General features: G+C 66.4%; 16 protein-coding genes and 1 pseudogene. 9 read left to right on the top strand and 8 right to left on the bottom strand.

What is annotated here, in order from left to right; genetic code table 11:
* Window positions 1-849: pseudogene (locus GSQ76_RS25435) on the bottom strand (hypothetical protein); the annotation flags it as partial.
* 375 nt (window positions 850-1,224) lie between these two features.
* Between GSQ76_RS25435 and GSQ76_RS25430 the strand changes: the two are divergent.
* The gene (locus tag GSQ76_RS25430; protein WP_158746898.1) at window positions 1,225-2,604 is read left to right on the top strand and encodes a CoA transferase; all 1,380 of its coding nucleotides are present in this window, start codon (window positions 1,225-1,227) and stop codon (window positions 2,602-2,604) included.
* Between the two features lie 2 nt (window positions 2,605-2,606).
* On the opposite strand, the gene GSQ76_RS25425 is transcribed toward GSQ76_RS25430, so the two are convergent.
* Complete coding sequence (locus GSQ76_RS25425; protein WP_158746897.1) at window positions 2,607-3,248, bottom strand: HD domain-containing protein; 642 nt, start codon at window positions 3,246-3,248, stop codon at window positions 2,607-2,609.
* Between the two features lie 107 nt (window positions 3,249-3,355).
* Between GSQ76_RS25425 and GSQ76_RS25420 the strand changes: the two genes are divergently transcribed.
* Window positions 3,356-4,336 carry a GlxA family transcriptional regulator gene (locus GSQ76_RS25420; RefSeq protein WP_158746896.1) on the top strand — a complete coding sequence of 327 codons (981 nt, stop codon included), beginning with the start codon at window positions 3,356-3,358 and terminating at the stop codon, window positions 4,334-4,336.
* A gap of 93 nt (window positions 4,337-4,429) precedes the next feature.
* Here GSQ76_RS25420 and GSQ76_RS25415 read toward each other — a convergent pair whose 3' ends face one another.
* From GSQ76_RS25415 to GSQ76_RS25400, 4 genes are read right to left on the bottom strand one after another with little or no spacing between them, the layout of a single operon-like run.
* Window positions 4,430-5,083 carry a DUF6134 family protein gene (locus GSQ76_RS25415; RefSeq protein ID WP_158746895.1) on the bottom strand — a complete coding sequence of 218 codons (654 nt, stop codon included), beginning with the start codon at window positions 5,081-5,083 and terminating at the stop codon, window positions 4,430-4,432.
* Window positions 5,080-6,318: a cyclopropane-fatty-acyl-phospholipid synthase family protein gene (locus tag GSQ76_RS25410; protein ID WP_158746894.1), complete on the bottom strand. Its 1,239-nt coding sequence runs from the start codon at window positions 6,316-6,318 to the stop codon at window positions 5,080-5,082. The genes GSQ76_RS25415 and GSQ76_RS25410 overlap by 4 nt, the downstream gene beginning before the upstream one ends.
* Complete coding sequence (locus GSQ76_RS25405) at window positions 6,315-7,094, bottom strand: DUF1365 domain-containing protein (RefSeq protein ID WP_158746893.1); 780 nt, start codon at window positions 7,092-7,094, stop codon at window positions 6,315-6,317. The genes GSQ76_RS25410 and GSQ76_RS25405 overlap by 4 nt, the downstream gene beginning before the upstream one ends.
* A complete protein-coding gene (locus GSQ76_RS25400) occupies window positions 7,091-8,440 on the bottom strand; it encodes an NAD(P)/FAD-dependent oxidoreductase (RefSeq protein ID WP_158746892.1) in 1,350 nt (449 codons plus the stop codon). Before GSQ76_RS25400 ends, GSQ76_RS25405 begins: the two co-directional genes overlap by 4 nt.
* Before the next feature lie 148 nt (window positions 8,441-8,588).
* On the opposite strand from GSQ76_RS25400, the gene GSQ76_RS25395 reads away from it, so the two are divergent.
* Genes GSQ76_RS25395 through GSQ76_RS25380 form a run of 4 tightly spaced genes read left to right on the top strand, consistent with a single transcriptional unit; the run spans window position 8,589 to window position 11,859 of the window.
* On the top strand, window positions 8,589-9,422 hold the full coding sequence (locus tag GSQ76_RS25395; protein ID WP_216851291.1) for an alpha/beta hydrolase: 834 nt from the start codon (window positions 8,589-8,591) through the stop codon (window positions 9,420-9,422).
* Between the two features lie 25 nt (window positions 9,423-9,447).
* On the top strand, window positions 9,448-10,254 hold the full coding sequence (locus GSQ76_RS25390) for a DUF1295 domain-containing protein (RefSeq protein ID WP_254070628.1): 807 nt from the start codon (window positions 9,448-9,450) through the stop codon (window positions 10,252-10,254).
* Window positions 10,251-11,273 carry a cyclopropane-fatty-acyl-phospholipid synthase family protein gene (locus tag GSQ76_RS25385; RefSeq protein ID WP_254070627.1) on the top strand — a complete coding sequence of 341 codons (1,023 nt, stop codon included), beginning with the start codon at window positions 10,251-10,253 and terminating at the stop codon, window positions 11,271-11,273. Before GSQ76_RS25390 ends, GSQ76_RS25385 begins: the two co-directional genes overlap by 4 nt.
* 19 nt (window positions 11,274-11,292) lie before the next feature.
* A complete protein-coding gene (locus GSQ76_RS25380) occupies window positions 11,293-11,859 on the top strand; it encodes a hypothetical protein (RefSeq protein WP_158746891.1) in 567 nt (188 codons plus the stop codon).
* On the opposite strand, the gene GSQ76_RS25375 is transcribed toward GSQ76_RS25380, so the two are convergent.
* Window positions 11,821-12,222, bottom strand: coding sequence for a DUF2177 family protein (locus GSQ76_RS25375; RefSeq protein ID WP_158746890.1), 402 nt, complete (start codon window positions 12,220-12,222; stop codon window positions 11,821-11,823). The two genes, GSQ76_RS25380 and GSQ76_RS25375, sit on opposite strands and share 39 nt — an antisense overlap.
* 62 nt (window positions 12,223-12,284) lie before the next feature.
* Complete coding sequence (locus GSQ76_RS25370) at window positions 12,285-12,989, bottom strand: ribonuclease activity regulator RraA (RefSeq protein ID WP_174247399.1); 705 nt, start codon at window positions 12,987-12,989, stop codon at window positions 12,285-12,287.
* A 73-nt stretch (window positions 12,990-13,062) separates the two neighbouring features.
* Here GSQ76_RS25370 and GSQ76_RS25365 point away from each other — a divergent pair, with 73 nt between their 5' ends.
* The 3 genes from GSQ76_RS25365 (at window position 13,063) to msrA (ending at window position 14,980) form a co-directional block, all read left to right on the top strand.
* On the top strand, window positions 13,063-13,908 hold the full coding sequence (locus tag GSQ76_RS25365) for an amidohydrolase (protein ID WP_158746888.1): 846 nt from the start codon (window positions 13,063-13,065) through the stop codon (window positions 13,906-13,908).
* A gap of 35 nt (window positions 13,909-13,943) precedes the next feature.
* Window positions 13,944-14,351, top strand: coding sequence for a hypothetical protein (locus GSQ76_RS25360; protein WP_158746887.1), 408 nt, complete (start codon window positions 13,944-13,946; stop codon window positions 14,349-14,351).
* A gap of 119 nt (window positions 14,352-14,470) precedes the next feature.
* On the top strand, window positions 14,471-14,980 hold the full coding sequence (gene msrA, locus GSQ76_RS25355) for a peptide-methionine (S)-S-oxide reductase MsrA (RefSeq protein ID WP_158746886.1): 510 nt from the start codon (window positions 14,471-14,473) through the stop codon (window positions 14,978-14,980).
* The last annotated feature ends 54 nt before the right edge of the window (window positions 14,981-15,034 follow it).

Genomic DNA, 15,034 nt, shown 5'->3' with positions numbered 1-15,034 from the left:
CACCGCCTCGAACACACCCAGCCCGCCGGGCACGTGGCTCAGCACGCCCAGCGCCATCGCCACCGCATAGATCGCCATGAACGGCCCCAGCGCCATGCTGGATTCCGGCAGCAGCGCCCAAAGCGCAAACCCGGCGCCGAGCAGATCCACCGCCACCAGCGCAAGCTGCGTGGCGACGAAGCGATGGCCCGGCCGCTCCAACTGCAGCTTGCCAATCCGCCAACTGGTCCGCGTGCCTTTGCCGACCAAGCCATACCCGGCAGCCGACCCGGCGATGGCCAGGACCCCGATCGTCCGGATCCAGTCCGGCGACAACCCGACGAACCCCGCCACGGCAGGCGCATACAATGCCGCACTCGCCACCGCGAACCCGGCCAACCCGATGCCGAAGCCGCCCGCCAGCAGCAGCATCAGCCGCGCAATCGCCTCCGGCCGAACATCCGCGCCCCGATACAAACGGTAGCGAATGGCCCCACCCGTCAGCGTCCCGAAACCCACCGCGTTCCCAAGCGCCGAGCCGCATATCCCGCCGAAGATCAATGCTGGCATCCCGATGCGCATCCGCAGGTGCCGCACGATGCTGACATCCCGCGCCACCAGCGCCAGGTAGCTGACCACCGTACCACCAAGCGCCAGCGCGATCGCCGCCATCGGCGTGCTGCGCAGCGTCCGGATGACGGCGTGATATTCCAGTTCCTGCGACAGACGCTGCAACAGCCAGATCGTCAGCGCACCAGCGATCAGCACCATTGCTGGCCCGACGATTTTGCGTAGGCTCGCCATACGCGGTGCCGAAGCAGGCAGCGATTCGGCGCGGGTTCTGTCGGGGGCTGCGGCGTTGTCAGACATTCTTGTCACAATCCAGATCGCGTAGGCTCAGCCGAAACGCCAGTGCGGGTCGTGCCCGCCAAATTACCCTCGCCGCCACGCTACCGCCGCCAACATCCCCGACCTCACCAATCCGTGACCATCATGCTATTATGAAATAACGGCAATCGGCGTCGGCGGATGATGACCTCGCGCCGTCGTAGCGCAGTCGTGCTCCCTCCGCGTAAAGGCTGCAGCGTTGCCTCCTCGGAATGGACTGAATACTAGCGTCTGATGCCGTTGCATTCTGTCTAAATCATGGCGTTAGTCTGATCGGCCGGGTTGTCTTAACCGATCCGGCGGCGAATGTTATAGAATGGCAATGCTGTCCTTCTGAATCATCGCGCCGGTGCCATCGTGACCCCAAACTCGCTCCTCCTTCTCACACGCCTTGCCGGCTTGCCGGATCCCGACCCGGCGCTGGTCGATGTGATCGCCACCGACCCGGTCTTCCCCACCCGCTACTGCATCGCCCAGGCCGGCGCGTCCGCCATCGCCGCCACAGGTGTCGCCGCCGCGTCATTGTGGGAGGTACGAACCGGGCAGCGCCAACGCATCGCCGTCAACGGCCGGGCCGCTGCCGCAGCCCTCCGCAGCAACCAGTACCTGAAGGTCGATGGTGTGCGGCCCGCCGGCGTCCGGGATGGCGTCACCGGCTTCTACCCGGTCAAGCATGGCCGCTGGATCTACCTGCACTGCAACTTCCCCAACCTGCGCGCCCGCAACCTCGCCGTGCTCGCCGCTGCCGAGGACCGGGAGTCCGTGACCGAACGCGCCGCGCAATGGGACGGCCAGGCATTGGAGGACGCGATTTTCGCCGCCGGCGGCTGCGGCGCCCTGGTGCGTAGCGAGCAGGAGTGGAACGCCACCGCCCAAGCCGCCGCCGTCGCCCAAACACCTCTGATCGAGATCGTGCGCATCGGCGATGCGCCGCCCGAACCACTCCCGCCCGGCGACCGCCCACTATCCGGCATTCGGGTGCTGGATCTGACCCGCGTGCTGGCCGGCCCCACCGGCGCACGAGCCCTGGCCGAACACGGCGCCGACATCCTGAAGATCGCCCGCCCCGACCTGCCGGATTCCGGCATGTTCGATCTGGATACCGGGACCGGGAAGCTATCGGCCTTCCTAGATTTCCGGCAGCCGAGCCAGGCCGGCACGCTGCGCCAGTTGATCCGCGACGGTGACGTGTTCCTGCAATCCTACCGCCCCGGCGCGCTCGCCAGCCACGGCTACGGCCCGCAAGACCTGGCGGCGCTACGTTCCGGCATTGTCTACGTCACGCTCAGCGCCTGGGGGCATACCGGGCCATGGGCCAACCGCCGCGGCTACGACACCGTCGTGCAGGCCGCGAACGGCATGGCCTTCAACGGGCCGGACGCCAAGCCGACCCTGCAACCTGCCTCCCCGCAGGATTACGTCGCCGGCTACCTGCTCGCCTACGGCACCATGGTCGCCCTGGCCCGGCGCGCCCAACAGGGCGGAAGCTGGATGGTCCGCCTTTCCCTGGCCGGCGCAGGCCAATGGATCAAGAGCCTCGGCGCCGCCGACCCCGCCCAAGGCGTGGCGGAGCTACCTGCAGAGGAACTGCAATCCTACCTCATGCAATCCCCGTCCCCATCCGGGCAACTAACCCATCTGGCGCCCGTGGTGCAGATGTCCGCCACCCCGCCGCGGTGGGATCGCCCGGCGGTGCCACTCGGCACGCACGAACCCGCTTGGCCCCGCCGGGCGTAGCGCTACGCCGCCCAGGGTGACTGGCGGATCACGCTGCAGAAATTCCCGCGATGGAAATGCGGGTCCTTGTCGGCCAACACGTCGGCCTTGACGTTGCCGAACGTCGTCTCCGGCTTGTGCTTGATGCCGTCGTAGAAGGCCTGGATGATGTCTTCCTTGAAATGGTCGGTGCGCGGATGCGCATGCACTACGGCCTTGCGCTCCGCCTCGCTGTATTCGGCGTAGGTTAATCCTAGGACGTCCATCTCCACACCCGCCGTCACCAGCGCCACCACGGGATGCATATGCTGCGGAATGCCCGGCGTCGTGTGCAGCGCGATCGCCGTCCACACCGTGTCGATATCGGCTTGCGCGATCCCATGCTGGCGCAGGAAATCACGCGCGGCGTTGGCACCATCCACCTCGAACCGCTCCTGCGCGCTGCTGTGCTGCGGCGTCAGCCCCATATCGTGGAACATCGCGCCGGCATACAGCACCTCCGGGTCGAATATCAGCCCGCGATGCTGGCCGGATAGCGCGCCGAAATAATACACCCGGCTGGAATGGTGGAACAGCAGCGGCGGCGCCGTGTCTCGCACCAACTCGGTAATCTGCCGCCCCAGCACGCTATCCGGAACCGTGATGCCGCCAATCGCTGATGCCATGATCGCCTCCTTGTGTCAGGTGACGATACGCCGTTTCCACTCTCGTCTGCATTTGACTCTATGTATCATATTCAGCCATTTTGCCGCGTGGAAGGACACCTGACCCGATGCGCTCGAAAACAGTCGCGATCCTGGCAGTGCCCGGCGTCCAGCTACTGGACGTCAGCGGCCCGCTGGATGTGTTTGCCGAGGCCAATGTCCAAACGGGCCAGGACGCCTATCGCCTCCGCATCATCGCCAGCGTGCCCGGTGACATCAGCACGTCATCCGGCGTCCGCCTCGTCCCCGACGCCGTCATTGGCAAGGACGCGGAGCAGCGGATCGACACGCTGCTGGTTGCCGGGTCACCCCACGCAGCAGACATCGCCATCGACCCCATTGTGCTGGATTGGCTGCGGCGCGTCGCCCCGGCATGTCGCCGCTACGGCTCGGTGTGCAGCGGCGCGTTCTTCCTGGCGGCGGCGGGGCTGCTGGACGGCCGCACGATCACCACGCATTGGGCGGTGGCCGACCGGCTCGCCGCCGCCTACCCGGCCGTCACCGTCGACATCGACGCCATCCACATCCGTGACGGCAAGCTGCGCACCGCCGCTGGCGTGACCGCCGGGCTGGACCTGGCGCTGGCCCTGGTGGCAGAGGATCTGGGCCGCGACATCGCAATGCGCGTCGCCGGCCAACTCGTCATGTTCTTCAAACGCCCCGGCGGTCAAACCCAGTTCAGCCGCAAGGGAGCCACCGCCCTCGCCGGCCGCTCCGCCCTGCAGGAGGTGCAGGGTTGGATTGTCGCCAACCCGGCAGCCGACCTGGGCATCCCCAGCCTCGCCACCCATGCCGGCCTGAGCCCCCGCCATTTCGCCCGGGTATTCCAGCAGGAAACCGGCATCACCCCCGCCGCCTGGGTCGAGCAGGCTCGGGTGACCGCGGCAAGGCGCTTGTTGGAACTGGGACACGACCCACCGAAGCAGGTTGCGGCGTTATGCGGCTTTTCCGACGCCAACACGTTGCGCCGCGCCTTCACCCGCCACCTCGGCGTCACCCCCGCCGACTACCGCAAGCGTCATCGGGGGCCGGCCGAGGCCGCCGGCTGATACGTGCTGCTGCGGGCACCCCGCATGCGCACCGCCGCCTATGTCCGCACCCGCTCCCCGTCGCACCAGCAACACCATGCAGGCTTCCAGCCCTCACACCAGACGGTAATCGACGTCCGAGCCGTCTTTCGCCTTCGCCCGCAGCTTCACCCAATGCTGGGCGTCGTCATACCAATCCTGCAGCGCCAGCTTGCCGTTCAGCCGATAGCCATTCGCTTCGACACCGCTGCCATCGAGAAACTTGACCATCTCCGGCCCGGTCTTCGTCACCTCACCAGGAATCGGCACGCCATCCTGCGGGTTGAACAACGGCGCGGACATTGCCGCAACCGCCCAATGCGTCAACGGCAACGTCTCGGCCGGAAGCAGGCTGTCCGGCATCCCGCTGGAGCGAACCTGCAACCCACTGCCCACCCGGCGCACCGTCACCTTGTGCTGCGTGCCATCGTCATTCGTGTCGGTGTCCAACGCCACAAACCGGCCGCCGGACCAGCGCTCGGTCCCCAGCAGGGTGTAACGATACAGCGTCAGCGGACCGAACCCCACCGCAAACCGAACCTCGATCCGCACGCTCAATTCGTCACCATTGCTGGAGAACGACAGGGTATGGGTGCCAATGCGGCTGTCGTTGCGGAATGCCTCGAACGCGATGCGGCCATTGGGCGGCACTGGCGGGTTGGCGGCCCGCGCCGCCCAGGGCAGCCCGGCGGCCAGTCCCGCGAGCACCGCCGCGCGCCGCCCGATCACGCTGGCGCATCCGCGTGCGTGATCTGGAACAACCCGACATCGATCGCCCCGGCCAGAAATCCCGCCTCGCAATAGGACAGGTAGTAATCCCACCGGCGGCGAAACCGCTCATCCGGCATTCTGCCACCAATCTGGACGCTTGCGCCTCGCGGTCCAGCCAGTTGCGGCCAGGCCTGATGGAAGCGATCCCGCCACTCGCGCAGGGTTCGGGCGTAGCTATGGCCAAAATGCTCCGCCGAACTCAGCCGCAGCCCCGCCCGCGCGATCTCGCCCGACAAGACCGAGACGGAGGGCAACATGCCGCCCGGAAACACGTAACGCTGGATGAAATCCGCACTACGGCGATAGATCTCGTAACGGTCTTCGGCGATGGTGATGACCTGCAGCACCGCAACCCCGCCGGGTCGCAGGCACGCGCGCAGGCGCTCGAAATAGACCGGCCAATACTCTGCGCCAACCGCCTCCAACATCTCGATCGAGACGATGCGGTCGAAGGTTTCCGTCGTGTCGCGATAATCCTGCAACCGCAGGTCCACATCGGTGTCCTGCAGCGTCGCTTTGGCGTGGCCTAATTGCGACGGCGACAGGGTGATGCCGGTGACATGCGCCTCGGCATCACGCGCCAGTCGCCCGGCCAGCCCGCCCCAGCCGCAGCCGATCTCCAGTACCGTCTCACCGCCTGACAGGCGCAACAGATCGATCACGCGATCCTGCTTGGCCCGCTGCGCCTGCTCCAACGACTGGTCCGCGTCGCTGAACAACGCCGACGAGTAGGTCATGCTGCGATCCAACCAGGCGGCATAGAACGCGTTGCCCAGGTCGTAATGCGCCTCGATATTCCGCTTGGCGCCCGCCTTGCTGTTGGGGCGCAGCCGATGCAGCACCCGGTTCAACCCGCGAACGATGCCCGGCCCGTCGATCGTCGCCCCCAAGGCCGACATATTATGGGCGGCGAGCTGGATCAGCGCCGTCAAATCGGGGCTCGACCAGTCGCCATCCATATAGGATTCAGCGAAGCCGATATCGCCCTCCAGCATCAGCCGCCGCACCGCGCGCCAACGATGCAGCACCAGCACCGCATCTGGCCCGGCGCGATCCGCGTAATGCGCGATCTGGCCGCCACCGGGCGGATGCACCACCAGGCTGCCGACCACCAGCCGCCGCATCAGCCGCTTGACCAGCCAATTCGCAGACAGGCCCTGCATGCGGGCCGTGCCGATCGATGCCTCGCTCATGCGCTTGCTCCGCGTGCGACTGGTATCGTCACGGCATGGGCCGGCGCGTCCGGCCGCGGACGCAGCCGCAATCCCTTGCGCCAAATCTTCAAAGCCTCCCAATGAATGCCGGCCACGACCTTCAAGCCCAGCAGCGGCGCACGCAGCAGCGCCAGCGCCAATCGCCGGTCGGTCAACGCCTCCCGCTCCCCGGCGAACGAGGCCGCCAACAGCAGCCCCTCCGCGTCATGCACGTTCACCGTCACCGCGGTGGTCTCCGCCGGCGGATGAACGACGAACTCATACCGCAAATCCATGTCCATGAACGGCGAGACATAGAACGCCTTCTCGCATTCTTGCCGCACGACCCCGCTGCTCTGTTCCACCGCAATAAGGTAGGAGTGCCGCTGCCCGAACGTGTTGTTCACCTGATAAAGGATCGCGCTCAGCCCACCGTCCGGAGTATGACAGAAAAACACGCTCAGCGGATTGAAGCAGTGTCCGAATACGCGCGGCATGCACAGCACGCGGATTGCACCACCGCTTTGCAGCCCTGCGGACCGGAGATGCGTCTCCACCCACGGCCGCAGGCCGCCAGCCGTTCCGTCGCCATGATCGGTTTGGTGAAAACTCATCACCCCCGCCCGATCGAACTTGAACAGCCGCAAACGCCGCGACAGCACCGGCAACTCGTCCAGATCCACCAGCAGGTTGAACAGGCTGTAGCGCAATTGGTGACGGCGCGGCCGCAGCCGAGTATGCTGCACATGACCGCAATACAATGCCGAAACGCTCATGCCGCCAGCGCCGGCACGAAGACGGGCGCCGGATGCAGGTGAATGCGGCCAGACTCATTCGGCACCGACCAGGGTCGCCGCACACCGCCCAATTGCTCCGCAACCGCCAACCCAGCCTGCAACCCATCCTCGTGGAACCCGGCGCCGAAATGCGCACCGCAGAACCACGTACGCCAAACCCCTTGCAACGACCACACGGCCCGCTGCGCCGCAATCGCGTCGGCGTCGAACATAGGATGCTCGTAACGCTCCTCATGCAGCACCGTGCCTGCCGCTGGCGCTATCGTCGGGTTCAGCGTCAGGAACAGATCCGGCCCCGGCAGGTTTTGCAGCCGGTTCATCCAATACGTGACACACGGCGCCGCGTCGCTGGAGCCCTCGCTGTCGCCGACATAGTTCCAACTCGACCAAACGCCGCGACGGCGCGGCATCAGCGCCGGATCGGTATGCAACACAGCGATATTGCGGCTGGTGCGGAACGCGCCCAGCACGCTCTGTTCCGCCGCGCTCGCATCCGCCAGCATCGCCCGAGCCTGGTCCCCATGGGTCGCCACCACGACATGATCGAACCGCGACGCAGCGCCAGTGCTATCGTGAACGCTCACCCCAGCCGGGTCGCGATGCAACGCAAGCACACGCCGGTCCAGATGAACCGGCCCCGACACCCCGGCCGCGAGTGCGGCCACCGTGTTGCGGCAGCCGCCCGTGACGGTGCGCCAGATCGGCCGGTCGCTCACCTTCAGCAGCCCGTGGTTCTCGCAAAAACTGATGAACGCCGCCGCCGGGTAATCCCGCATCAGAGTCGCCGGCGCGGACCAGATCGCGGCAGCCATCGGCAACAGATGGTCCTGCTGCATGGCGCGGCCAAACTTGTTCCGGTCCAGATAGGTGCCCAGGCTGCACACCCCGTCCTGCATCGAAGGACCATCCTGCGGCGCCTGCCGGTAAAACCGCATGAGGTCGCGCAGCATCGACCAGAACCGTGGACGCAACAGGTTGCGCCGCTGTGCAAACAGCGATCGCAAATTGGTGCCGCCATATTCCAACCGGCCCTGATCCAGCGAAACACCAAATGACATACAGGATGGCTGCGTCGCCACGCCAAGGTAGGCCAGCATCGCCGTCAGGTTCGGATAGGTCGATTCGTTATAGACGATGAAGCCGGTATCGACCGCCACCGGACCATCGGCGCCGGGCACCACGACCGTATTGCTATGCCCGCCCAGCCGCGGCGCGGCCTCGAACACGGTAACGTGGTGGCGTTGCGACAACAGCCAGGCACAGGATAATCCAGCAATACCGGAGCCGATGACCGCCACGCGGTGCTGAGTCGCAGAATCGTGCATCAACGTCACGCCCCTCGGTGCATCTATCTGCACGCCTTACGGCGTAGTAGGCGCGACGGATGCAAGGTCCGTTCGTTTGCAGAGGTAAGGCCAAACCCATGATTGCAGCCCGCTGTTGATGCGATTGCTCCGTCGAAGCGTCTTGGCCTTGGGTAGCGCATTCGCTGCCGCTGGCTGTTCTCCCGTCACGATCCTCAACAATCTGGCCCCATCGCGCCTGGTCGCGGACGGCGTGCCCTACGGCCCCGACCCCCGCCAAACGCTGGACGTCTACGCACCCGGTGGCGCCGGGCCGTTTCCCGTGGTGGTATTCCTCTACGGCGGTGGCTGGACCAGCGGCGACCGGGCCATGTACCGCTTCGTCGGGGGCGCCCTGGCCGCCAGGGGCTTCGTCGTGGTGGTGCCGGACTACCGGCTGTTCCCCACCGTCCGGTTCCCCACCTTCCTGCAGGACAACGCCACCGCATTGCGCTGGACCCGCGACCATGCCGCCCAATACGGCGGCGCCCCCGGGCCGTTCTTCCTCATGGGACATTCCGCCGGCGCGTACAACGTCGCCATGCTCGCGCTGGATCCCGAGTGGCTGGCCGGCGTGGGCATGTCGCGCTCCGACCTACGTGGCGCGCTCGGGCTCGCCGGGCCGTATGACTTCCTGCCCCTGGGCACCGACGAACTCAGGGCCATCTTCGGACCTCAGGATCAACTAGCCAGAACCCAGCCGATCAACTTCGTCGACGGCCACGCCCCGCCAATGCTGTTACTCGCCGGCGAAACCGACACCACGGTCTACCCCCGCAATTCGATTCGTCTCGCCGACCGCATCCGAAGCGCCGGTGGCATCGTAGACCTGAAACTATACCCCGGCATCCAGCATGAGGAGATCGTGGGCGCGATCGGCACTCCGCTGCGCTTCCTCGCCCCGACGTTGCAGGATTGCGTCGATTTCATGCGCCACCCGCCCGTGGCGCCAGGCGGCGCCTGAAGCGCGCCGAGGAGAGGTATTCGGTGTGACGTGGCTTTGGGCGCTGTTCGGTTGCGTCGCGTTGGGCCTGGTGCTCGTGATGTGCGGTGCGTGGGCCGTCCAACGGCAGACCGGCAACGCCGGCTGGGTCGACGCGATCTGGAGCGCCGGCACCGGCCTGGGCGGGATGCTGTGTGCCGTGGTGCCGCTACCAGGCCACCCGGTCGGCCTGCGCGCCTATGTCGTCGCGGCCTTGGCCATCCTATGGTCCGGCCGTCTCGCGTGGCACAGCGCGTCCCGCACGGCGGGTCATCCGGAGGATGTGCGCTACGCCGGGTTCCGCCGCGACTGGGGCGCCGGCTTCCAACGCCGCATGTTCTGGTTCCTGATGATCCAGGCCGCCGCGGCGATCCTGCTCACCCTGTCGATCCTGGTCGCCGCCCGCAACCCAGCGCCCGCGCTACGCCTCGCCGACTGGGCGGGGATCGCCGTGCTCGTCGTGGCCGTCGCTGGCGAGGCGGTGGCCGACGCACAGATGCGCCGCTTCCGTGCCACCGCGGCAAAGGGTGCGATCTGCGAAACCGGCCTGTGGGGCTGGTCCCGCCATCCAAACTACTTCTTCGAATGCCTGGGTTGGTGCGCCTACCCGTGTTTCGCCATCGACCCGGCGTGGTGGCCTGGCTGGCTGGCGCTCACCGGGCCGGTCTTCATGACCTGGCTGCTGCGCTACGTGTCCGGCGTCCCCCCGTTGGAGGCCGCGATGCTCGCCTCCCGCGGCGACGCCTTCCGCGACTACCAACGCCGGGTCAGCGCCCTCATCCCGCTGCCGCCCACCAGAAGGAAAAACCCGTGAATTTCATCTCGCTTGGCACGGCCGCCGTGGAGCGTCTGCCCCTGCCCGACCCGATCACCCGGCGTGGCGTCTCATTCCTGGTGGGCCGCACCGCCCGGCGCATGTCGCAGCAGCCCAATTTCGACAGTCAATTCGCCTCCGACATGGACGCCCACCCGATCGCCATCCACACCGACGACGCCAACGCCCAGCATTACGAACTACCGCCCGAATTCTTCGAGCTCGCACTCGGCGCGCACCGCAAATACTCCAGTTGCCTATACGCCAATGACAGCGACACCCTGGAGATGGCGGAGGCGCATGCGCTCGCCGAAACCTGCGCCCATGCCGGTCTTGCGAACGGCCAGCGCATCCTGGAACTCGGCTGCGGCTGGGGCTCGTTGAGCCTGTGGATGGCCGAACATTATCCCGACGCCCAGATCACCGCCGTCTCCAACTCCCGCACCCAACGCGCCACGATCGAGCGGCTGGCGACGGAGCGGAGCCTGCGCAACCTCACCGTCATCACCGCCGACATGAACAACTTCCAGCCGAACGAGATGTTCGACCGCGTCGTGTCGGTGGAAATGTTCGAGCACATGGCCAACTGGACGGCGCTGCTGACGAATATTCGCCGCTGGTTGACCCCAGCCGGTCGCCTGTTCCTACACGTCTTCACCCATCGCGCAGCACCATACCGGTTCGACCACGCCGACCCGTCGGACTGGATCGCCCAGCATTTCTTCACCGGCGGCCTGATGCCGAGCCATGGCCTGATCCGCTGCTTCCCCCTGCTGTTCGAAGTGGAGAACGAGTGGCGATGGAGCGGCACGCACTACGCCCGCACCGCCATGCATTGGCTGGAAAACTTCGACCGTCATCAGGCGCGGATCGGCGAAATCCTGGGCGACGCCTACGGCCCCGATGCCCCGCTCTGGCGGCGCCGCTGGCGGCTATTCTTCCTGGCAACCGCCGGCCTGTTCGGCCACGACCAGGGCCGGGAATGGGGGGTCAGCCACTATCGCCTTCGCCCAATCTGATTTGAGCAATTCCTCTGATTTGAGCAATTCTTCTGATCCGGGCAATTCTGGCGTGCGCACCGGCGTTGCCAAACTGGTCGCGCTGGTGGTGGCGTGGAACACTCCGTTCTACCCGCTCTACGTCTGGTGGGTCGCGGGATCGGGCGGGATGCCATGGGCGCTGCTCACGGTCTGCTCGTTCCCGTTCTTCGCTGGAATCTACCTCATCGCCCGCTGGTCCAGCCTGGCCGCCCGCATCGCCCTGCCGCTGGTGGGCGTCTGCAACACGATCTTCTGCACCTGGCTGCTGGGCGAGCCAGCGGGCGAGCAACTCTTCCTGCTGCCATGCGCAACCTTGGGCGCGATGCTATTCCACCCGCGCGAACGCGTGGCCATGCTGGGCCTGGCAGCCCTGCCGCTGGTGGCATTCGTGGCGCTGCAGGGCCGCTACCCGGCGCCACCGCACCTCTACACGGCCGAACAATACCGGGCATTGCTGTCGATGAACGCCATCAGCGTCGGCTGCCTCACCATCTTCCTGGGCGTGGTCTTTGCCCGGCGGCTAGCATCAGCCCCCAAAGCGCCGGGCGATCATGCCGCCACATAGGCTGCCGAGCGTGGAGGCCACTGCCGTCAGCACCATGCCCCACACGATATCGGTCGCGGCCAGTTGCACCGTCCACGGCTTCAGCGTGGCGTAATTGGTCAAATCATATGTCGCATACGCGAACAGCCCGAACAGCGCGCCATACAGCGCCGTCATCTGCCAGCCGGCGGCGGGGATCACGAACACCATGATCCCCGCCGCATACACCAGGTAGAACAGGACACCCGGCACCGGCCGGAACGTGAGCAGGTCAGGGCCGAGTGCGGCGCGGAACATCGGCAATGCCGCCTGCCACAGCCACACCGCATCCAGCAGCAAGAGAAACAGCAGGGTCGCGAAATACGTAGACGCAAGCTTCAACATGCCGAACCGCCCCAGGTGACGCCTTCTCTACGCGCGAAGGGCCGGCTCGGATGTCGGCCCGTCTAAATGCCCGGCTTGGTCGCCGCGTAGCGCGCCAATGCATCGGCATTCGGCGGATACAGGCCCAGCAGCGGCACACCGCGCTCCACCTCCGTCATGATCCACGCCTCCAATCGCTCCTGGTCCGCCCCGGCCGCGATCACCTGGCCAATCAGCGCCTTCGGAATCACCACCGCGCCATCGTCGTCCGCCACGATCACATCATCGGGAAAAACGGCGACACCGCCGCATGCCACCGGTTCCTGCCATCCAACGAAGGTCAGCCCCGCGACGGAAGGCGGCGCGGCCGTGCCCTGGCACCAGACCGGAAATCTGGTGCCCAACACGCCGGAGACGTCGCGAACCACACCATCCGTCACCAGGCCCGCCACGCCGCGCGCCTTCATTCGCGCGCACAGAATATCGCCGAACACGCCGGCATCCGTGGTGCCCATTGCGTCCACCACCACAACGCTGCCGGCCGGCATGTCCTCGATCGCCGCTCGCGTCGACCGGCCGGAGGCGAGCGAGGCTGGGGTCGCCAAATCCTCCCGCGCCGGCAGAAACCGCATCGTGAACGCTGGCCCGACGATCCGGTGCTGCCCGGTGCCCAGCGGGCGCGTGCCACGAAGCCAGACATTGCGCAGGCCGTGCTTCAACAGCACCATCGTGATCGTCGCCGTCGACACCGTGGCAAGCTGGGCCAGATCGTTCTGCAAATAGGTCATGGCCGGCATCATTGCGGCATGTCGCCATGCCGTCTAATCGAAAAATCGATCGAACGCGCAAGAGGATGCACGGATGCCCATTATCGATGCCCAGGTGCACGCGTACGAACCCGACCATCCCCAACGCCCCTGGGCCGCCGTGCTGCACGGGCCGTCTTCCATGACTGGGGACGAAACGGTGGCGGCGATGGACGCCGCAAATGTCGACGGCGCGATCCTGGTCTCCCCCTTCGCCATGTATCGCTACGATGCCAGCTACGCGCTGCAGGTTTATGCCGCCCATCCCACCAGGTTCGGACTGGTCAAACCGATCGACCACACCGACCCGGCAGCCGGCGAGGTCGTGACGGATTGGGCCAACACCACCGGTGCGGTCGGCGCCCGGCTGATGATGAACCACGACATGCCACGCGACCCGGCGGATCCGGGCGTGACACGTGTGCTGCAGGCCGCCGCGCAGCACGATCTGCCGGTAAACCTGCTATGCGCCGGGCGGCTGGATCAACTTGCCAAGATGGCCGCGCAAAATGCGAACACGCGGTTCGTCGTGGACCATCTCGGCCTCGCCCAGCCCTTCGTGCCACCCGTTCCCGCCGATCCCTGGGCTGATCTGCCGGCGCTGCTCGCCCTGGCCCGATACGACAACGTCACCGTCAAAATCAGCGGCGCCGGCACGTTGTCGCACGAACCATACCCCTACCCCGACATCTGGACGCCCATCCGCCGCGTGCTGGATGCGTTCGGAATGGAACGCTGCATGTGGGGCACGGACTGGACCCGGGCCACCGCGTTCCTGACCTATCCGCAGGGCGTGGACGCCTTCCTCACCAGCCCGCATCTCAGCGACGGCGACCGGGCGCACCTGATGGGCGACACCCTGTCGCGCGTCTATCGCTGGAGCCCTTCCGCGCGACGGTGAAAGCCTACGGTGAATTCATCCGCCGATCATGCATCTTGCTGCACCGCAGCGCGCATATAGCCCCGCGTGCCGATATCGCTGACGGCACGCTGAGGAGAGAGAAGCTCATGATGAAATCTTCGTTTGCGCGCGCTGTGCAGACTTCCGATACCCTGCAGGCTCAGGCGGCTCCAGGCCGTCGCCTGTGGACGAGCGCGGGAGCGATGGTGGTCGCCCTCGGCATCGCCGGTTTCGCGGCGGCCCCGGCGATGGCGGCCTCGTGGACGGTTGTGCCCTATGAGCACAACGACGCCACTGCCCTGGGGTCGAGCGGCCCCGACAGCAACTCGGTCGGCTATCCCTCTGCGAGCGACCCCTATGGCCGCCTGACCACCAAAGACTACGTGCCGCTGGGCAGCGCCCAGGCGACGCAATCGCAGTGGCAGGTCGTGAACCCCACCTAACTGGCGGTCCCGGGCCGTTGAAACGGCCCGGGACGTCCTTACCTGCGATGCCGATGCCACGATGGCGTCGCTGCAAGACCCGGCGTATGATTGGCGCCACGATTGGTGGAGAGTATGCGATGACAGTCGAGCGTGCCGTTCTCGCCGGTGGGTGCTTCTGGGGCATGCAGGACCTCTTGCGCCGCTACCCCGGGATCGTCTCGACCCGCGTCGGCTACACCGGCGGCGAGGTGAAAAACGCCATCTACCGCAACCACGGCAACCATGCCGAGGCGATCGAGATCATGTTCGACCCGGCCAAGATCACCTATCGCGAGATCCTGGAATTCTTCTTTCAGATCCATGATCCGAGCACGCCCAACCGCCAGGGCAACGACCGCGGCCCCAGCTATCGCTCGGCCATCTACTACACGAGCGACGCCCAACGCCGGGTCGCCGAGGATACGATGGCCGACGTCAACGCATCCGGCCTGTGGCCCGGCAAGGCCGTGACCGAACTTGCCCCCGTGAGTGATTTTTGGGAGGCCGAGCCCGAGCACCAGGATTACCTCGAGCGCATTCCGAATGGCTACACCTGCCATTTCATCCGCCCCAACTGGAAGCTGCCCCGGCGGGAGACCGCGGCCTAGCCCCATGGGCGGGAGACGGCGGCCTAGCCGCATGGGCGGGAGACCGCGGCCTAG

The sequence above is a fragment of the Acidisphaera sp. L21 genome (assembly GCF_009765685.1).
Classification (GTDB): domain Bacteria; phylum Pseudomonadota; class Alphaproteobacteria; order Acetobacterales; family Acetobacteraceae; genus LMUY01.
Note: the sequence above shows the minus strand (reverse complement) of the source record. Positions and strands in the feature narration are given on the sequence as shown.